The organism is Streptomyces sp. SLBN-118 (assembly GCF_006715635.1).
GTDB lineage: Bacteria > Actinomycetota > Actinomycetes > Streptomycetales > Streptomycetaceae > Streptomyces.
Window position 1 is genome coordinate 198,805 of record NZ_VFNP01000001.1, and the last position, 18,721, is coordinate 217,525.

Sequence of the window (18,721 nt, forward strand, 5' to 3'; positions counted from 1 at the left end):
CGCATAGCAGGCATGATCAATATCGATGAGTCTGGGCGTCACTTGCGGCCCAGGGGGGTTGTCCGTGCCAGCGCCCAGCTGCCTCGCACGGGCCGGTTTTTGGTCGGAACCCGGCCTTGGGGGGGTCAGCGGGCGAGAGAGACGGCGAAGGGCTGGAAGCCGTGTCGGCGCAGGATGTGGGGAACCACGAGGATCATGGCCTCGGTGGCGCGGGCTGTGGTGATGTCGCCGAGGTCCTCGATCCATGCGGGCTGCCAGCCCAGGTCGCCGAGCAGGCCGGTGACGGTCTTCTTCGCCGGTTCGTCGTTACCCGACACGTAGACGGTCGGCGGGGTGGCCAGGGTTTCGGGGGCGGTCATGACCATGAACAACATGGTGTTGAGAGTCTTGACCACACGGGTGTCCGGGAGGACGGCCTGGAGTTGCTCGGCGAGGCTGCTGCGGAAGAGGGCAGCGTCGCTGGCGCCGCAGCCCGCCTCCACGTCACCGCACCGGCGATGAGCCGCTCCCTGGGCCGCATCCGCAAGGCCACCGGTGACCAGATTCTGGTCCGCACCGGCCGCAGCATGGTCCCCACCACCCGCGCACTGGCTATGCGTGCCCAGGTCCACGCCCTCGTGCAGCAGGCCCACCACCTCCTCTCCGCGCAGCAGGAACTCGACCTGGCAGCTCTGGACCGGGTGTTCACCGTGCGCTGGCACGACGCCCTGACCGCCGCCTGCGGCACCGACCTGATCACCACCGTCCACCGCCACGCCCCCGGCGTCCGGCTGCGCCTGCCCGCCGAACCTGGCACGGACACTCCCGAGCTGCGCCGGGGTGAGGTCGGCCTCGAATCGAGCTCCAGCCGACCGACACTCCCCGACATCCGCCACCGCCTCGTAGGCAGCGACAGGCTGGTCATCGCCGTCCGACCAGGCCACCCCCTCACCGAAGGCCCGCTGAGCATCCAGCGCTACGCAGCCGCCGAACACCTCACCGTCTCGCGACGCGGACGCCTGCGCGACCCGATCGACGACGCCCTGACCACCCGCGGCCTCGAACGACGCGTCGTCGCCGCCGGACCCACCGCCGCCTTCGTACTGCAACTCGCCCTCGACACCGACCTGGTCGTCACCCTCCCCCACGCGGTCACTCGCGCAGGCCGGGAACAACTCGGCCTCGCCACACTGCTGCCGCCACTCCCGCTGCCCGAGGTCCCCCTGTACCTGCTGTGGCACGCGAGGAGTTGCAGCGGCAGCTGAGCGACTGGAGCGCGTGGCAGGCGGCCGGCGTCGCGATAGATGATTCCTATGAGGCCGCTCCGGAGGAGTTCTACGCCAACGAGCTGTCGCCCCCGGATGGAAGGTCGGTGGCTGGTCCCCGTGAGGCCTCACCGATCCCATCGCCCGGTTCTGCATCAACTGTGGCGCCTCAATGAGCCCGCTGTTGACCATCGCCTCCGACGAATGTCGCGACTACAGAAGGGGTTGGGTCCCGTACGAGGACCAAGCCTTCGCCTTGCTCGACGACGACAACGTGTCGAACAACAGCGCGACTTGGGCGACGTGGAGCACGTCTGCGGGGTCGGTCTTGCGGTCACCGCCGGTGGCCAGCGGCCGGGCCCTCGCTGACAACGTCGGGGGCACGTCGACAGCATCCTCACCCGCTGCAACCGGCTGCCGGCCAGCATGCGGCCCAGGCCGCCGGCCCCCTCCACTGCGAAAAAGCGCTCGGGCCATTGCTCGCACCACCGGACAAGCAGGCCGAACGTTCCGGCATTGACGACGAACCGCCGCTGGCCGATCTTGTGACCTGCGGAGTCGATGGCGACAGCGGTGTGCGAGGACTTGGGGGATCGATCCCGATGGTGATCACGCGCATCCCTGACCTGGCGCTCGATGGGGCAGAAGTGTGCGGTGGGCACCCTGAGTTGAAGTAGCAGTCACACACACCTCTGGAAGCCGGGAGGGCTCTTCGTGGCCAAAGAAGCCAAGCGCGGCTGCGCTCCACTGCGGCACGGCCAGGATGACCCGGCACGAGGCGGCTGGGTGGTGGGCGAGGACAGCCCGGAGCGTGCGCAGCGCTTCGGTCACGGACGTCGAGGCCATAGGATCTTGGCTGCCGGGACGACCGCATTTAACACCTGCGTTCGAGTGCCACCTGGGCTGTTCGGGCATGATGAGGAGGTGCCAACGGTGCCTCTTCCGGGAGGGAGCGGGAATGGCGGAGACTCCTGGACGCGGTCCTCGCCATGGGCTCCGATCTGGATCTCGACGTGGTCTTGCGCCGGATCACCGAGTCCGCCGTAACCCTCGTGGACGCCCAGTACGGGGCCCTGGGAGTGCTCGGCGAAGAGGGGAAGATCCGGCAGTTCATCACGGTCGGCATGGACGAGGACACCGTCAGAGGTATCAGCCACTACCCCGAAGGCCAGGGCATACTCGGGCTGCTGATCCGCAAGCCGGAGCCGCTGCGCCTGGCCGAGCTGGGCCGCCATCCCGACTCGGTGGGCTTTCCCGAGGGACATCCGCCGATGACCACGTGCGCGTGCGCGACCAGGTCTTCGGCAACCTGTACCTGACCGACAAACGCGACGGGGCGGAGTTCGACGACGACGAGGCGGCGCTGCGCACGCTCGCGGCCGCGGCCGGCGTCGCGATCGACAACGCCCGCCTGTACGAGGACTCCCGCCGCCGGGAGCAGTGGCTGGCGGCGACCAGCGACCTGACTCGCAGCCTGCTGTCGGGCACCGACCCCGACCAGGTGCTGTACAAGGTTGCCTCGACCGTCAGGGCTCTGTCCGGAGCGGATCTGGTGACGCTGGCGGTGCCGTTCGACGGCGGCGACGACCTGGTGATCGAGGCCGCCGACGGTGAAGGTGCCAAGCAGATCCATGGGCTGGTACTGCCGGCTACCACACTGGCCGCGAAGGTCCACCTCTCCAACGAGCGGATCACCAGCAGTGCACTGTCCGACCAACCGCAGGGCGGTGGCGGCTCCGCGGCGCAGATCGGTCTGGGGCCCGGATTCCTGCTCCCCCTGGGCGGCGGCGAGCACGTGCGCGGGGTCCTGCAGGTCGCCAACCTGCCCGGCGGCACGGAGTTCTCAGACACCACCATGGCCATGATCAGCAGCTTCGCCGACCAGGCCGCGCTGGCCCTGGAGATCGCCGAGCACCGGCGCGAGGCCGATCACCTGCTGGTCCTGACCGACCGCGACCGCATCGCCCGCGACTTGCACGACCTGGCCATCCAGCGCCTGTTCGCCTCGGGACTGACCCTGAACTCGGTGCTCGGCCGGGTGTCCGACCGGCCCGAGCTGGCTGAGCGGGTCCAGCGGGTCGTCGACGACCTCGACGACACCATCAAGACGGTGCGAGGCACGATCTACGCACTGCGCGAGCGCGACCGCTCCGACGGGCGCGGCGGGCTGCGCTCGAAGCTGCTGTCCGAGACCGACCAGGCCGCCGCCGTACTCGGTTTCGCTCCCGCCCTGCGCAGGAACCGCTCCCTCCTGGGCGCCCGAGTCCTCCGGCCCCGCGTATGCCGGCAACGAACTCAGCGACCCCTCGCTGCGGCAGTTGTGGCTGAGTAGCTCAGCCCCTGCTGAAGGGGCCGTTGGGCCCAGCGGCTGAGGCCGAACGCCCGATCCTCTGGCCGGAACCACGCCCGGCCGGGCGGCGATGAATCGGATCATCCCGGTCACGGCCTGATCGTGTACGCCCTACGCGGCCGAACGGGATCAGCCCGTCCACCGCGCAGGGCGGGACGGCGGGGCACCGGAAGGGCATCCCTCAGCCCGCCACCCAGTGGTCTGTCGCGGGTGCCCAGGACGCGGTCGGTGGAGCGGGCGCTCATGACCCCGCGCGTTCCCAGCCACGGCGCGGAGGGCGGGTGCCGAGCCGGGTGTCGCGGCTGCGGTAGACGATGTAGGGGCGGGTCAGGTAGCCCAGCGGCGCGGTGAGCATATGGACGAGCCGGGTGAACGGCCAGGCCGCGAACAGCAGCAGGGCGCTGATCGCGTGCAGTTGGAACAGCACCGGGGCACCGGTCATCAGGTCCGGGTCGGGCTGGAAGTAGAAGATGGACCGGAACCAGGGGGAGATCGTCTCGCGGTAGTCGTAGCCGCCGCCGACGATGTTCGCGGCCACCGTGGCGGACAGGCCCAGCACGATGGTCACTGTCAGCGAGACGTACATGGCCTTGTCGTTGCGGGTGGTGGCGGAGAAGACAGGGCCGACGGTGCGGCGCCGGTAGATCAGGATGGCCAGCCCGCCGAGTGTGGCCACGCCCGCGATCGTGCCGAGGACGACCGCGCCGATGTGGTACGTGTGCTCGCTGACGCCAGCCGCTTCGGTCCAGCTCTTGGGGATGACCAGGCCGCCGATGTGGCCGAGGAGCACGACGAGGATGCCGAAGTGGAACAGCGGGCTGCCGATACGCAGCAGACGGTTCTCGTAAAGCTGGGAGGAGCGGGTGGTCCAGCCGAACTTGTCGTAGCGGTAGCGCCAGATGTGGCCGAGGACGAAGACTGCCACCGCGACGTAGGGCAGGGCGACCCACAGCAGGATGCCGTCGGTGCCGACCTCGGCCGCCAGCGTGAGGGGCCGCGCGGGCGCGGTCATCGGGGACCTCCTACAACGGGGTCGGGCAGGAACACAGGAGACGCGTACGGGTCGAGGCCGACCTGTTCCTCGGGCGGTCCCTGGGCGGCCAGGCGCATGACGGCTTCGCGGTCGTCGCCGGCCAGGGCCGGCAGGGTGGCGGAGACGGAGTCCAGGATGTGCGCCCAGGGCGAGCCGTCGTCGTTCAGGGCCAGGCGCAGCAGTTCCAGGCCGGCACGGTGCTCGGTGAGCAGACGGGCTCCGGTCGCGGGGTCGGTGGCGGCGAACTCGAGGACGACGGCGAGGTGGTCGGGCAGTTCGTCGTCGCCCAGGCGCCAGCCGGCCGCCGCGTAGGTCTGCTTCAGCCGCAGCAGGCCAATGCCGCGCTTCCTGGTGTCGCCGTGCGCGTAGTACGTCAGGTACGGGCAGCAGCGTTTGCGGTGGTCGAAGGTGGCCACGTAGGCGGTGGCCAGGTCGGCAGGGGTGGTCTCCTCGGTGTGTGCGGTGAACCGGAGCAGGGGGCGGGCGACCGGTTCCGGCAGGGTGGCCGCGACCCGGCCGGCAAGGGCCAGGCGCTGCTCGAACTGCTCGTCGGGGTAGGCGAGCAGCAGGGACTGGGCCTGCCAGGCTGCGGGGTGCCAGTGCTCGGTGCGTCCTGGTCGCGCGGGTTTTCTTTTCGAGGTTTTCATGGCTTCGGCTCGACCTCCCCGCCGCTGTTCCCGCCGGCACCGCTGCCGCCGCCGGATGGTTGGTCCGGGAACAGGCCGGGCGGGGCGCCCTTGCCGTCCCAGTTGAGGAGGTTGACGCGGGTGGCCTTGTCGGTGGGGGTGGCCGGGGTGTCGGAGGTCTGCCGGTCACGCAGGACGTGGAAGTTCTCCACGGCGATCGGGGCGGCGCCGCCGGAGGTCTCGCCGAAGGGGCCGGAGCCACCCATACCAGGGCCGCCCTCGTAGTCGAGGCTGCACTCGGTGGCGAGCTCTTCGAGTTTGTGAGCCTGTTCTGCGTGTGCGGGCGGGATGACGTACCGCTCGTCGTACTTGGCCAGGGCCAGCAGCCGGTACATGTCGTACAGCTGCTCCTCGCCCATGCCGACCGCCTCGGGGATGGCGGCGTCGGGCTCGCGGCCGAGGTTGATGTCGCGCATGTAGGAGCGCATGGCCGCCAGGCGGCGCAGCGCCGCGTCCACGGGGGCCGGGTCGCCTGCGGTGAACAGTTGGGCGAGGTAGTCGACGGGGATGCGCAGGGCGTCGACGGCGGCGAAGAGGTTGCGGTGGTTCTCGGCGTCCTCGCCGGTGTCGCGGACTGCGTCGACGACCGGTGACAGAGGCGGGATGTACCAGACCATGGGCATGGTGCGGTACTCCGGGTGCAGCGGCAGGGCCACCTTGTAGGTGGTGATCAGGGCGTGGATCGGGGAGCGTTGGGCTGCGTCGATCCAGTCGCGGGGGATGCCGGCCTTCTCCGCCTCCCGCGCGACCTGCGGGTCGTTCGGGTCGAGGAAGACGCCGCGCTGTGCCTCGTACAGATCGGTGTCATCGGGAGTGGATGCCGCTTCCAGTACCTTGTCGGCGTCGTAGAGGACGAGGCCGATATAGCGCAGCCGGCCGACGCAGGTCTCCGAGCAGACAGTGGGCAGGCCGACCTCGACGCGCGGGAAACAGAAGGTGCACTTCTCGGCCTTGCCGGTGCGGTGGTTGAAGTAGATCTTCTTGTACGGGCATCCGGTCACGCACATCCGCCAGCCGCGGCAGCGGTCCTGGTCGACCAGGACGATGCCGTCCTCCTCCCGCTTGTAGATCGCGCCGGAGGGGCAGGAAGCCGCGCAGGACGGGTTGAGGCAGTGCTCGCAGATCCTCGGCAGATAGAACATGAAGGTCTGCTCGAACTCGAACCTGATCTTCTCCGAGACCTGGTTCAACAGCACGTCCTTCTCGCCGTGGTCGGCCGAGCCGCCGAGGTCGTCGTCCCAGTTCGCCGACCAGGAGATCTTCATGTCCTTGCCGGTGATCAACGACTTGGGGCGGGCGACGGGGGTGTGCTCCTGCAGCGGGGCGTTGGTCAGGGTCTCGTAGTCGTAGGTCCAGGGCTGGTAGTAGTCGTCAAGCGTGGGCAGCACAGGGTTGGAGAAGATCGTGATCAGCTTTTTGAACCGGCCGCCCGACTTCAGTGCCAGTTTCCCGCGCTTGTTGATCTCCCAGCCGCCGCGCCACTTCTCCTGGTCCTCGTAGCGGCGCGGATAGCCCTGGCCGGGCCGCGTTTCGACGTTGTTGAACCACACGTACTCGACGCCGGTGCGGTTGGTCCACGCCTGCTTGCAGGTGACCGAGCAGGTGTGGCAGCCGATGCACTTGTCAAGGTTCATTACCATCGCCATCTGGGCCATGACACGCATCAGTAGGTCACCTCCTGGTTGGTGCGGCGCCGGATGACGGTGACCTCGTCGCGCTGATTGCCCGTCGGGCCGAGGTAGTTGAAGGCGTACGACAACTGGGCGTAGCCGCCGATCAGATGGCTCGGCTTGATCAGCAGGCGGGTCAGGGAGTTGTGGATACCTCCCCGACGGCCGGTGGTCTCCGTGCGGGGCACGTCGATCAGCCGGTCCTGGGCGTGGTGCATGTAGACCGTGCCTTCCGGCATGCGGTGCGAGACGATCGCGCGGGCGGCGACCACGCCGTTGCGGTTGACCGCCTCGACCCAGTCGTTGTCGTGCACTCCGATCTTCGCCGCGTCCTCCTTGCTCATCCAGATGGTCGGTCCGCCCCGGGACAAGGAGAGCATGAACAGGTTGTCCTGGTACTCGGAATGGATCGACCACTTGTTGTGCGGCGTCAGATAGCGGACAGTCACGCCGAGTTCGCCCGTCTCGCCGATGCGGGGCTCGTCGAACAGGGCGTTCATGTTCAACGGGGGCCGGTAGACGGGTAGTTGCTCGCCCAGCGCGGTCATCCAGTCGTGATCGAGATAGAAGTGCTGCCGCCCGGTGAGCGTGTGCCAGGGTTTGAGGCGCTCGACGTTGACGGTGAACGGCGAGTATCGGCGCCCGCCCGTCTCCGAACCGGACCACTCCGGGGACGTGATGACGGGCACAGGTGCGGCCTGGGTGTCCGCGAAGGTGATCTGCTTGCCCTCGTGCTCGGCGGCCAGATCGGCCAGCCGGGTCCCGGTACGCGCCTCCACGGTGTGGAAGCCCTGGGTGGCCAGATGGCCGTTGGTGGTGCCGGACATCGCGAGGATCGCCTCGCAGGCGTGCACGTCACGGGCGATCGAAGGACGTCCGTCGGCCGCCCCGCCGCGCACGGTGCCGTTCTTGTGCCGCAGGTACTCCAGCTCCCGCTCCAGCTTGAAGGTGACGCCCTTGGTGGTGGCACCCAGGCTGTCCAGCAGCGGGCCGAGCGCACCCATCTTCTCGGCCACCGCGCCGTAGTCACGCTCGACCCTGATCAGCTTGGGCATGGTGCGGCCGGGCACGGGCTCGCACTCCCCGGCCTTCCAGTCCCGTACAACTCCGCGCGGATTGGCCAGTTCGTCCGGGGTGTCGTGCAGCAGCGGGGCGGCGACCACGTCCTTGCGTACGCCCAGGTGGTCGGCGGCCTGACGGCTGAACTCCTTTGCCAGGGTGTGGAAGGCGTCCCAGTCGGTGCGGGTCTGCCACGGTGGTGCGATCGCCGGGTTGAAGGCGTGCACGAAGGGGTGCATGTCGGTACTGGACAGGTCGTGCTTCTCGTACCAGGTGGCAGCCGGCAGCACCACATCGGAGAACACCGTGGTGCTGGTCATGCGGAAGTCCAGGGTCAGCAGCAGGTCGAGCTTGCCCTCGGGGGCCTCCTCCCGCCACACCACATCCCGTGGGCGGGCGTCAGGCGGCGCCTCGGTCGCCCGGACCGCGTGGTCGGTGCCCAGCAGGTGCTTGAGGAAGTACTCGTTGCCCTTGGCCGAGGAGCCCAGCAGGTTGGCCCGCCAGATGGTCAGCACCCGCGGGAAGTTCTCCGGAGCGTCCGGGTCCTCGCCCGCGAAGCCCAGTCGCCCCGCCTTGAGCTCCTCCACCACGTGCTCCCCCACGCCGCGCCCTGCCGCCTCGGCCTCGTCGGCCAGATCGAGGGGGTTGCGGTCGAAGGTCGGATACGAAGGCATCCACCCCATCCGCGCCGACTGCGCGATGACATCCGCCGTGGTCTTGCCGGCGAACGGGCTGCCCGGACCCGCCGCCGCGAGAGTGTCGGCGGAGAACGGGTCGTAGCGGAACTGGTCGCCGTGCAGGTACCAGTAGGCGGTCTGGATCATCTGCCGGGCCGGACGGTGCCAGTCGGCGGCGGTCGCGATTGCCGAGTAGCCGGTGATCGGGCGGACCTTCTCCTGGCCGACGTAGTGGGCCCAGCCGCCGCCGTTGACGCCCTGGCAGCCCGTCAGTGTGGTCAGGGCCAAGAACGCCCGGTAGATGGTGTCGGAGTGGAACCAGTGGTTCGTCCCCGCCCCCATGATGATCATCGAACGGCCGCCGGACTCCTCGGCGTTCGCGGCGAACTCCCGGGCGATACGGGCCGCACGGTCCGCGTCCACGCCTGTGATCGCCTCCTGCCAGGCCGGGGTGTACGGCACCTCCGCGTCCTCGTACGAGGACGGCCACCGGCCGGGCAGCCCTTCGCGGGCCACCCCGTACTGGGCCAGCAGCAGGTCATACACCGTTGTCACCAGCCGCCCGGCCACCCTTCGCACCGGCACCCCTCGCCGCAACCGTCCCGACCCGCCGCCGGGGGCGTCGAAGCGGGGCAGGTCGACGGCGACCGGGGCCTCGCCGCCGCCCTCAGCGGACAGCAGCGGGTCGGTGTCGCCGAGGTCCAGGTTCCATTTCCCGGCGCCGGATTCGCCATAGCGGTCGCCGAGTGTGCCGTTCGGCACCACCGGCTGCCCGGTAACGGCGTCGAGCAGCACGGTCCGAAACTCCCCGTGCTCGGCCGCAGCAGCCTCGCCCCCGAGGTCGGCGGCGGTCAGGAACTTGCCCGGCGTGTAGGTGCCCGGCTCGCCCTCTGCCTCGTCGAGAGCAACCAGGAACGGCAGATCCGTGTACTGCTTGATGTAGCCGGTGAAATACGGGGTGGCCCGGTCGACGAAGAACTCCCTGAGGATCACATGCCCCATGGCCATCGCCAGGGCACCGTCGGTGCCCGGCTGGGCGGGCAGCCACTCGTCGGCGAACTTCACGTTGTCCGCGTAGTCCGGCGCCACCGCGACGACCTTCTGTCCCCGGTAGCGGGCCTCGGCCATCCAGTGCGCGTCCGGCGTGCGGGTCACCGGCAGATTGGAGCCCCACATGATCAGGTACCCGGCGTCCCACCAGTCCCCCGACTCCGGTACGTCGGTCTGGTCGCCGAAGACCTGCGGGGAGGCCACCGGCAGGTCGGCGTACCAGTCGTAGAACGACAGCATCACGCCGCCGAGCAGCGAGTAGAACCGTGCGCCGGCGGCGTGCGAGACCATCGACATCGCCGGGATCGGCGAGAACCCGGCCAGCCGGTCCGGACCGTACTCCTTGATGGTGTGCACGTGCGCGGCGGCGACCATCTCGGTCGCCTCGTCCCAGCTTGCCCGCACCAGGCCGCCCTTGCCGCGCACCTGCTTGTAGCGGCGGGCTCGTTCGGGGTCGGAGACGATGTCCGCCCAGGCGGCCACCGGGTCGCCGAGGCGGGCCTTGGCCTCCCGGTACATCTGCAGCAGCACGCCCCGGACGTACGGGTAGCGCACGCGGGTCGGCGAGTAGGTGTACCAGGAGAAGGCGGCGCCGCGCGGGCAGCCGCGTGGCTCGTACTCGGGGCGGTCGGGCCCGACCGACGGGTAGTCGGTCTGCTGGGCCTCCCAGGTGATGATGCCGTCCTTGACGTACACCTTCCACGAGCAGGAGCCGGTGCAGTTCACGCCGTGGGTGGAACGCACCACCTTGTCGTGCGACCAGCGGTCCCGGTAGAACTCGTCCGCCTGCCGGCCGCCCTTACGGTGCAGCGAGCGCAGGTCGTCGGAGACCTCCGCCCGGGTGAAGAACCGGCGGGAGCGCACCAGGGCCTCCGCCAGATCACTGTCCATACCTGCCCGTCCCGGGCTGATCTCCGCGCTCACCGTGCCACTCCGCCCCGGGCACCGCGGGCCCGTTGGAAATCGTGATCGGTTCCGGCCGCACACGACTCTACGACCGCTGCCCACCCGAAGGTCAACAGCCACACCACGGACAATGTGGCCTGGTAGAGATCGTCGGCGTGCAGGGGCGGTCACCCTGACTCCAGAAAGCCATGCCGGCGGCTACCCGCACCCCCGCCCGGAATGAGCGGGGGTGCGGGCTCTGGTCGGTGTGGACCCGAGAGGACTGGATCGTGGCCCGGTCAGGCGGCCGGCCGGGACAGGGCACCGCCCACCTCGGTGCGCACAGCCTCAACCGCCTCCCACTCCTCGGTGTTCAGGTTCGCGAGTGCGGCCGGGAAGACGCCGTCCTGCTCCTTGAGGATGTGGTCGCGCAGCATGGCCATCACCTCCATCAGCCGGTCCGGCCAGGCCGGGTCCGACGGCGTCGCGCCGTCGGCGGCCTCGCCGAGCACCGACTCGATGCGGCGGTGCTCGGCCTCCAGGGAGGCGATCTGCTCGGGAAAGTCCCCGGCCAGAGCGGGGAACAGGCCATGCTCCTCGACCTCGGTATGCGGGCCGAGCACTGCCACGATCTCCCGGGCGACCTCCGCCATCCGGGCCACCCCGCCCTCTTGGTGGGCGGGGCGGAGGTGGCTGATCAGGCGGACCACCTCGTCGTGCTCACGGGTCAGCTCGTCGATCGACGCCAGACACTGGCATCCGCAGTACTCGCACACCGGTCTTCTCCGTGTCCTTCGTTCCCCTTGGTTTCGTCCGCTCGCCCCTACGCCGTAGTGCCGGCGGTGCGGTGCTCGCGCCGACCGCCGGTAGGCGGCTTCCGCTTGCCGCCTTCGGCTGCGGCGCGGACACGTGTGAGGGTGAAGGCCAGCGCCGCGGCGGCAACGATCGCGAGCAGGGCGAGACCGGCCGCGTACGTCCCGTACTCGCCGTACAGCGAGCCCATGACCAGCGGCGGCAGGAAGCCGCCCAGGCCTCCCGCTGCGCCGACCACGCCGGTGACCGAGCCGACCTGGTCCGCCGGGGTCCGCAGGGCCACCAGGGCGAAGGTCGCCCCGCTGCCCGCGCCGAGCGCGGCGGCCATGGCCAGGAAGGCGATGGTCCCCACCGGGGCCAGCGCCGGGGTGAACGACTGCACGACCGCTCCGGCCACGACCACGGCCAGCGAGCCGGCCAGTACCCGGACCGGGCCCAGCCGGTCGGACAGCCAGCCGCCGATCGGGCGCATCGTGACCGCCAGCAGCACGAAGCCGGCCATGCGGTTCGCGGCGTCCGCCTGGGTCAGGCCGTAGCCGGTCTTGAGGTAGGTGGGCAGGTAGACGGAGAAGGCCACGTAACCGCCGAACGCGACCGCGTACAGGGCGGATGCCTGCCAGGTGATTCCGAGGCGGGCGGTGGCGGCCAGTCGGCGGGCCAGCCGCTCGGTCGGCACGGTGCGGCCGGGGGCGTCGCGCAGCAGCAGCGCGGCGGCCACGACGTACACGGCCAGGACCGCGGCGGTGATCAGGAACGGGGTCGACATGCTGTTCGCGTCGACCAGCTTCACGGTGGTCAGGGCGCTGATGGCGGTGCCGCCCATGCCGGCGCCGAAGACGCCGATGGCCAGGCCGCGGCGCTCGGGCGGGAACCAGGCGTTGACGAAGGGCACGCCGACGGCGAAGGCGGTGCCGGCGATGCCGAGGAAGAACCCGCCGATCAGCAGCGCCGCGAGGGAGGAGTGCCCGGCCAGGCCGAGGTAGAGCACCGGCACGATGGTGACCGCCGACACGATCGGGAACATGATCCGGCCGCCGAACCGGTCGGTCAGCGCGCCCACCGGAATCCGGCCCAGGGAACCGACCACGACCGGCACCGCCACCAGCAGCGACTGCTCGAACGACGACAGGTCCAGGCCGTCCTTGAACCGCGGGCCCAGCGGGCTCAGCAGCGCCCACGCCCAGAAGTTCACACCGAAACCGACCGTGGCCAGAGCCAGCATCAGCCACGCCCGGCCGACCGGAGCACCTGACGGCGAACTCCCGCTCTTCGACTTCAACGACTGGACCATGGTGTCCGTCCCTTTCCTCTTCATGGTGGAACAGCGCCACCGGGATCACACGCGCACAGCAGGCCCCTTGCCTGCCAGGCGGCGTCCCGTAACCACTGTCCGCATCCGGACTCACCGACGGGATGGGCCATGGGTCCCTATCGGCGGACAGCAGGCCCTGGATTCGGGTCCGGCCGTCCCTCCCGGCTCCCACCGCCCCGCGCACCGGGTTGCCGGCCCGGTCTCCGCCAACAGCAGCCTCGGTCGGAGCTCCCAATGGATCTCTCAAAAGGAGGGCCGGTCGGCCCTACCCCCTCGCAGCGCCTGCGGGGACCATGGACTGATGTCCCAGAACGACGGCTTTCGCGCACTCGACCGGCAGGAGTGCCTGCGCTTGCTGACCAAGGTGCCTGTCGGCCGCGTGGTGTACACCCGGCAGGCACTGCCCGCGGTCCTGCCCATCAACTTCTCCCTGGACACGGACACTTCCGTCCTGCTCTGCACCTCGCCGGGCTCGGACCTCGTACGCGCCATCGGCGGCGTCGTGGTCGCCTTCGAGGCGGACGAATTCGACGCGGCGACCCGGTCCGGCTGGAGCGTGGTCGTCACCGGACGGGCCACCGTGGTGACCGACCCCGCCGAGCACGAACGCCTGTCGCAGAGCGGCCCCAGCTCCTGGATGCCCTTGCAGGAAGCGGTGTTCGTACGGATCGAGTCCGAGATGGTCACCGGACGCGAGCTCACGGGAGCGCGCGGCACGCAGTGAGCCGCAACCCGCAGCGACCGCCTGGTTCTGACGCCTGCCGCGCAGACACGGCGCGAGCCGACGGCGCGGAGGCAGTCCGTCGGCTCAGCCTCGTGTCGTGCTCGGTCCTCATATGAGGGCCTACGGCTCCGGCCCCGCGACGGAACCAGGCACAGGGTATGCAGACGCGCGGGGGGTTCTGCCGCCGTCCGGGCCGTACCCGAAGCGGATCAGCAGCTGCGGGCAGCTCCGCTGCCTCGTTCCGGCCATCGCCGCACGCAGGTCCGGCCACTCCATCGCCTGGTGCAGCATCGAGGTGCGCACCCCGCGCCGGGTCGCCGTGAGCAGCACGCGCTGAAGGGCCTGACCCGCCCCCAACCAGTCCTGCCGCCGGTCACGCGCGGTCGACAGCAAGGCCACCTGGGCGTGGCGTTCGAAACGCAGGGCAGGCAGGCGTGGCGCCGAGAGCTCTCCGGTGAAGTCCCGCACCGGCATCCGCCCGGACGCGTCCCCGGGGCCCAGGGCTGTCATGGGAATGCCGTAGGAGGTGTCCGCCCCCGGGGCGGTGACCCAGGTGCGTGTCTCGGCCATGCGGCCCGGGTGGCCCGCGTTGCGGGCCTCGGCCGCCTCGGTCAGGCGCAACAGGCGCCGGGTCCCCACGATGTCGGGGACGTCCAGGTGCGCACCCTCGATCCGGGCCGAGCCGATCATCTCCGTCACGATCGGCTCCGGCACCGGTCGGCCGGTGAAGGGCATCCGACTCGTGTGGCGCCGCTCGATGGCCTCATACAGACCGTCCAGGGACGGCTGCCCGTCGGCCTCAGGCTCGACCGTCAGTTGTACCGTGGCCAGCAGATCGGGATCGTCCGTGGCGGGGAGCAGCCGCACGACGGGGTTCCACCCCAGATGCGCAGCGGCCAAGCGGAGGTTGAAGACGGCCGCACCCACCGACAGGTACTGGGCCCGCCGCTCCGGGTCGGCCTTGGGCAATGCTCGTTCCTGGTCGACACGGACCTCGATCGACCGGCTGTCCGGATCCAGACGGAACCGCCAGGGTTGGGTGTTGTGGATCGACGGTGCCGCCACCGCCGCGGCCAGCAGGGCCTGAACGACTGTGGCGTCGATCCCGGGTCTGTATCTCGGCTCCTTCATCATGCTCTCCCTCGTATGCGTCAACCCTCCGCGGTTGTCCCGCTCCTGGGGAGGGTTGACCGGCCCCTCACAGCGGGCCATGCGACCTCGATTGACGAGCCGGACGACGCACGACACGCGCCGTATGCGCTGCGCCTGCGGCAGCCGGGGACGGGGGAACGGCCCCCGGAACAGGCGCGGGATGCGGTCGTACCTGACAGATGGGCATCTGCGCCTCGATCAATGCCCAGCACGCATGAAGGGCCTGCCCGACTCCCCGTCCGACCGGACCCGGCACCGGGGCCATTGGTCCCTGTTGCGGCCGCCCCGGAGTGGGCCGGAAGGCCATGTGGCAGGGACCGCCAGCCCCAGGTGCACCAAGGTCGGCACCACATAGCGTTCCCGGCCATGGAGAACGATCAAAAGGCATGGCGCAAGGCGTCAAGCGCCGGTGAAGGCTGGCCGCTGGCCGCCCGCAGGCTGCTCACCCGCAGCGAGGTGTCGGCCGACGGGCGCGCCGTGTTCGGTGAGGCCGACGGCACGTGGGAAGGCTTCTACCGGGACCGCTGGTCCCACGACAAGGTGGTGCGTTCCACGCACGGCGTGAACTGCACCGGCTCCTGCTCGTGGATGGTGTACGTCAAGGACGGGATCATCACCTGGGAGCACCAGGCCACCGACTACCCGTCGATCGGCGCCGACTGCCCCGAGTACGAGCCGCGCGGCTGCCCCCGCGGCGCGTCGTTCTCCTGGTACACCTACTCGCCCAGCCGGGTCCGCTACCCCTACGTGCGCGGGGCACTGCTGAAGTTGTGGCGCGAGGCCCGCAAACGGCTCGGCGACCCGGTGGCGGCCTGGGCCGAGATCAACTCCGACCCCGCGAAGGCCCGTGCCTACAAGCGGGCGCGCGGCAAAGGCGGCCTGGTGCGCGCCGACTGGGACGAAGTGTCCGAGCTGATCGCCGCCGCCCAGGTCCACACCATCAAGGCGTACGGCCCCGACCGCGTCGCCGGCTTCTCCCCGATCCCGGCCATGTCGATGGCCTCCTTCGCGGCCGGTGCCCGCTTCATGTCGCTGATCGGCGGCACGCTGCTCTCCTTCTACGACTGGTACGCCGACCTGCCGATCGCCTCACCGCAGGTCTTCGGCGACCAGACGGACGTACCGGAGGCCGCGGACTGGTGGAACGCGCGCTATCTGATCATGTGGGGTTCCAACATCCCCGTGACCCGCACGCCCGACGCGCACTTCCTCACCGAGACCCGCTACAACGGCACGAAGGTGGTCGCGGTCAGCCCCGACTACGCCGACAACGTCAAGCACGCCGACGAGTGGCTGGCCCCTCACCCCGGCACGGACGGCGCGCTCGCGATGGCCATGGGGCATGTAATCCTGCGCGAGTTCCTTGTCGACCGCGAAGTGCCCTACTTCCAGGGCTACCTGCGCAAGTTCACCGACGCGCCGTTCCTGGTGACCCTGCGCGAGCACGAGCGCGGTCTCGTCCCGGACGGGTTCCTCACGGCGGACGACCTGGGCCAGGACGAGGAGCACGCCGAGTCCAAGACGGTCGTCCTCGATGGCGTCACCGGCGAACCCGTAGTCCCGAACGGTTCGCTCGGCTTCCGCTGGGCGAAGGAGGAACAGGGCCGCTGGAACCTCGGCCTGGGTGACGTCGTGCCCGAGTTGAGCCTGCTGGAGTCGGCCGAGGACACCGCGACCGTCGCCCTGCCTCGGTTCGACGAGGGGACCACCGAGGGCGGATCGGTGATGCTGCGCGGCGTTCCGGTCCGCCGGATCGGCGGACGCCTCGTCACCACTGTCTTCGACCTGATGCTCGCCCAGTACGGGGTGAAGCGTCCCGGCCTCCCGGGCAGCTGGCCGTCGTCGTACGAGGACGCGTCCGAGCCATACACCCCGGCCTGGCAGGAGACGATCACGTCGGTGCCGGCCGAGCAGGCGGCCCGGATCGCCCGCGAGTTCGCCCGCAGTGCCGAGCGCACCAACGGCCGTTCCATGATCGCGATGGGGGCGGGCACCAACCACTGGTTCCACTCGGACACCATCTACCGCGCCTTCCTGGCGCTGACCACGCTGACCGGCTGTCAGGGCGTCAACGGCGGCGGCTGGGCCCACTACGTCGGCCAGGAGAAGGTCCGCCCGGTCACCGGGCAGCAGCACCTGTCGTTCGCCTTCGACTGGCAGCGGCCCACCCGCCACATGGCCGGAACCTCCTACTGGTACCTCAACACCGACCAGTGGCGCTACGAGGCGTTCGGACCCGACGAACTGGCCTCCCCACTGGGGGAAGGGCGGTTCAAGGGCAAGGGGTTCGCCGACTGCCTGGCACAGGCCGTACGCCTGGGCTGGACACCCGGTCATCCCGGCTTCAACCGCAACCCGCTCGACCTGACAGACGAGGCGGCCGCCCAAGGTCGTCCGGTCGCCGAGCACATCGTCGACGAGCTGAAGTCGGGGCGCCTGCGGTTCGCCGTCGAGGACCCCGACGACCCGGCCAACTTCCCGCGGGTGCTGACCGTGTGGCGGGCGAACCTGCTGGGCTCGTCCGGCAAGGGCAACGAGTACTTCCTGCGCCATCTGCTGGGCACGGACGCGGCGGTCCGCTCCGAGGAGACCCCGCCCGAGCACCGGCCGAAGGACGTGGTGTGGCGAGACGAGGCGCCCGAGGGCAAGCTCGACCTGCTGGTCACGATGGACTTCCGGATGACCTCCACCGGGCTGCTCTCCGACGTGGTCCTGCCGGCGGCGACCTGGTACGAGAAGGACGATCTGTCCAGCACGGACATGCACCCCTTCGTGCACGCCTTCACCCCGGCCATCGCCCCGCCCTGGCAGGCCCGCACCGACTACGACAGCTTCCTCACGATTGCCGACAGGTTCAGCGAGCTGGCGGCCGAGCATCTGGGGACGCGTACCGACGTCCTGGCGGTGCCGCTGCTGCACGACACCCCCGACGAGCTCGCCCAGCCGGGCGGCGTTGTGCGGGACTGGAAGAACGGGGAGTGCGAGCCGATCCCGGGCCGCACCATGCCCAAGCTCGTCGTCATCGAGCGGGACTACGCCGCGACCGCGCAGAAGATGCGCGCTGTCGGCCCGCTGCTGGACACTCTGGGCACCACCACCAAGGGCGTCACCGTCCACCCGAACCAGGAGATCGACGACCTCCGGCACCGCAACGGCACCGTCAGGGACGGAGTCGCCGCCGGACGGCCCTCCCTCGCCACCGCGTCCCACATGTGCGAAGCGATCCTCGCCCTGTCCGGCACCACCAACGGCCGTCTGGCCACCGAGGGCTTCAAGGAGCTCGAGCGGCAGACCGGCAGCGAGGGATTGGTGGAACTCGCCTCCGAACGCGAGGCAGAACGGATCACCTTCGCCGACACCCGCACCCAGCCCCGCTCCGTGATCACGTCCTACGAGTGGTCCGGCTCGGAGACCGGAGGCCGCCGCTACTCCCCGTTCGTCATCAACACCGAGCACAAGAAGCCCTGGCACACCCTCACTGGCCGCCAGCACTTCTTCGTCCAGCACGACTGGATGGCCGAGCTGGGCGAACAACTGCCCGTCTACCGGCCCCCGTTGAACACGCCCCGGCACTACGGCGACGAGCATCTGCGCGAGGACGGCCGGGCGGAAGTGACGGTCCGCTACCTGACCCCGCACTCGAAATGGTCCATCCACTCGAACTACCAGGACAACAAGTACATGCTCGATCTGTCCCGGGGCGGACCCACGATCTGGATGTCGTCGCAGGACGCCGAGAAGATCGGCGTGAAGGACAACGAGTGGATCGAGGCGTACAACCGCAACGGCGTCGTCGCCGCCCGGGCCGTGGTCACGCACCGCATGCCGGAGGGCACCGTGTACATGTACCACGCCCAGGACCGCAACGTGAACGTGCCGAAGACCGAGGTCAGCGGGAAGCGCGGCGGCATCCACAACTCCCTCACGCGGCTGTTGCTCAAGCCCACCCATCTCGCGGGTGGCTATGCGCAATTCACGTACGCCTTCAACTACTACGGCCCGACCGGCAACCAGCGCGACGAGGTCACCGTCATCCGCCGCCGCAGCCAGCAAGTGGAGTACTGAC

General features: G+C 69.9%; 12 protein-coding genes and 1 pseudogene. 5 read left to right on the forward strand and 8 right to left on the reverse strand.

Features of this window, described 5'->3' with window-relative positions; translation table 11 throughout:
• Positions 1-125: 125 nt before the first annotated feature.
• Positions 126-440 (reverse strand): annotated as a pseudogene (locus FBY35_RS01000) (NADP oxidoreductase); the annotation flags it as partial.
• Between FBY35_RS01000 and FBY35_RS01005 the strand changes: the two are divergent.
• The 3 genes from FBY35_RS01005 (at position 417) to FBY35_RS01015 (ending at position 3,576) form a co-directional block, all read left to right on the forward strand.
• Positions 417-1,244, forward strand: a complete 828-nt coding sequence (locus FBY35_RS01005; protein ID WP_142214830.1) for a LysR family transcriptional regulator — start codon at positions 417-419, stop codon at positions 1,242-1,244. The pseudogene FBY35_RS01000 and the gene FBY35_RS01005 sit on opposite strands and share 24 nt — an antisense overlap.
• Before the next feature lie 989 nt (positions 1,245-2,233).
• Positions 2,234-2,563 (forward strand): GAF domain-containing protein, encoded by a 330-nt coding sequence (locus tag FBY35_RS36785; protein ID WP_260848456.1) that lies wholly within the window; start codon positions 2,234-2,236, stop codon positions 2,561-2,563.
• Positions 2,530-3,576 carry a GAF domain-containing protein gene (locus FBY35_RS01015; RefSeq protein WP_260848457.1) on the forward strand — a complete coding sequence of 349 codons (1,047 nt, stop codon included), beginning with the start codon at positions 2,530-2,532 and terminating at the stop codon, positions 3,574-3,576. Before FBY35_RS36785 ends, FBY35_RS01015 begins: the two co-directional genes overlap by 34 nt.
• Positions 3,577-3,835: 259 nt before the next feature.
• On the opposite strand, the gene narI is transcribed toward FBY35_RS01015, so the two are convergent.
• The 6 genes from narI to FBY35_RS01045 form a co-directional block, all read right to left on the reverse strand.
• Positions 3,836-4,606: a respiratory nitrate reductase subunit gamma gene (gene narI / locus FBY35_RS01020; RefSeq protein ID WP_142211956.1), complete on the reverse strand. Its 771-nt coding sequence runs from the start codon at positions 4,604-4,606 to the stop codon at positions 3,836-3,838.
• Positions 4,603-5,274: a nitrate reductase molybdenum cofactor assembly chaperone gene (gene narJ / locus FBY35_RS01025; RefSeq protein WP_142211957.1), complete on the reverse strand. Its 672-nt coding sequence runs from the start codon at positions 5,272-5,274 to the stop codon at positions 4,603-4,605. Before narJ ends, narI begins: the two co-directional genes overlap by 4 nt.
• A complete protein-coding gene (gene narH, locus FBY35_RS01030) occupies positions 5,271-6,977 on the reverse strand; it encodes a nitrate reductase subunit beta (protein ID WP_142211958.1) in 1,707 nt (568 codons plus the stop codon). The genes narJ and narH overlap by 4 nt, the downstream gene beginning before the upstream one ends.
• The gene (locus FBY35_RS01035; RefSeq protein WP_142214831.1) at positions 6,977-10,660 is read right to left on the reverse strand and encodes a nitrate reductase subunit alpha; all 3,684 of its coding nucleotides are present in this window, start codon (positions 10,658-10,660) and stop codon (positions 6,977-6,979) included. The genes narH and FBY35_RS01035 overlap by 1 nt, the downstream gene beginning before the upstream one ends.
• A 293-nt stretch (positions 10,661-10,953) precedes the next feature.
• Entirely contained in the window at positions 10,954-11,430 is a 477-nt protein-coding gene (locus FBY35_RS01040) for a hemerythrin domain-containing protein (protein ID WP_142211959.1), read from the reverse strand.
• A 47-nt stretch (positions 11,431-11,477) separates the two neighbouring features.
• Entirely contained in the window at positions 11,478-12,758 is a 1,281-nt protein-coding gene (locus FBY35_RS01045) for an MFS transporter (protein ID WP_142211960.1), read from the reverse strand.
• A 322-nt stretch (positions 12,759-13,080) separates the two neighbouring features.
• On the opposite strand from FBY35_RS01045, the gene FBY35_RS01050 reads away from it, so the two are divergent.
• Positions 13,081-13,503, forward strand: coding sequence for a pyridoxamine 5'-phosphate oxidase family protein (locus FBY35_RS01050; protein WP_142211961.1), 423 nt, complete (start codon positions 13,081-13,083; stop codon positions 13,501-13,503).
• Positions 13,504-13,623: 120 nt separating this feature from the next.
• Here the strand turns inward: FBY35_RS01050 and FBY35_RS01055 are convergent, their stop codons facing one another.
• Positions 13,624-14,634 (reverse strand): Acg family FMN-binding oxidoreductase, encoded by a 1,011-nt coding sequence (locus tag FBY35_RS01055; RefSeq protein WP_142211962.1) that lies wholly within the window; start codon positions 14,632-14,634, stop codon positions 13,624-13,626.
• A gap of 387 nt (positions 14,635-15,021) precedes the next feature.
• Between FBY35_RS01055 and FBY35_RS01060 the strand changes: the two genes are divergently transcribed.
• On the forward strand, positions 15,022-18,720 hold the full coding sequence (locus tag FBY35_RS01060; protein WP_142211963.1) for a nitrate reductase subunit alpha: 3,699 nt from the start codon (positions 15,022-15,024) through the stop codon (positions 18,718-18,720).
• Position 18,721: the final 1 nt, after the last annotated feature.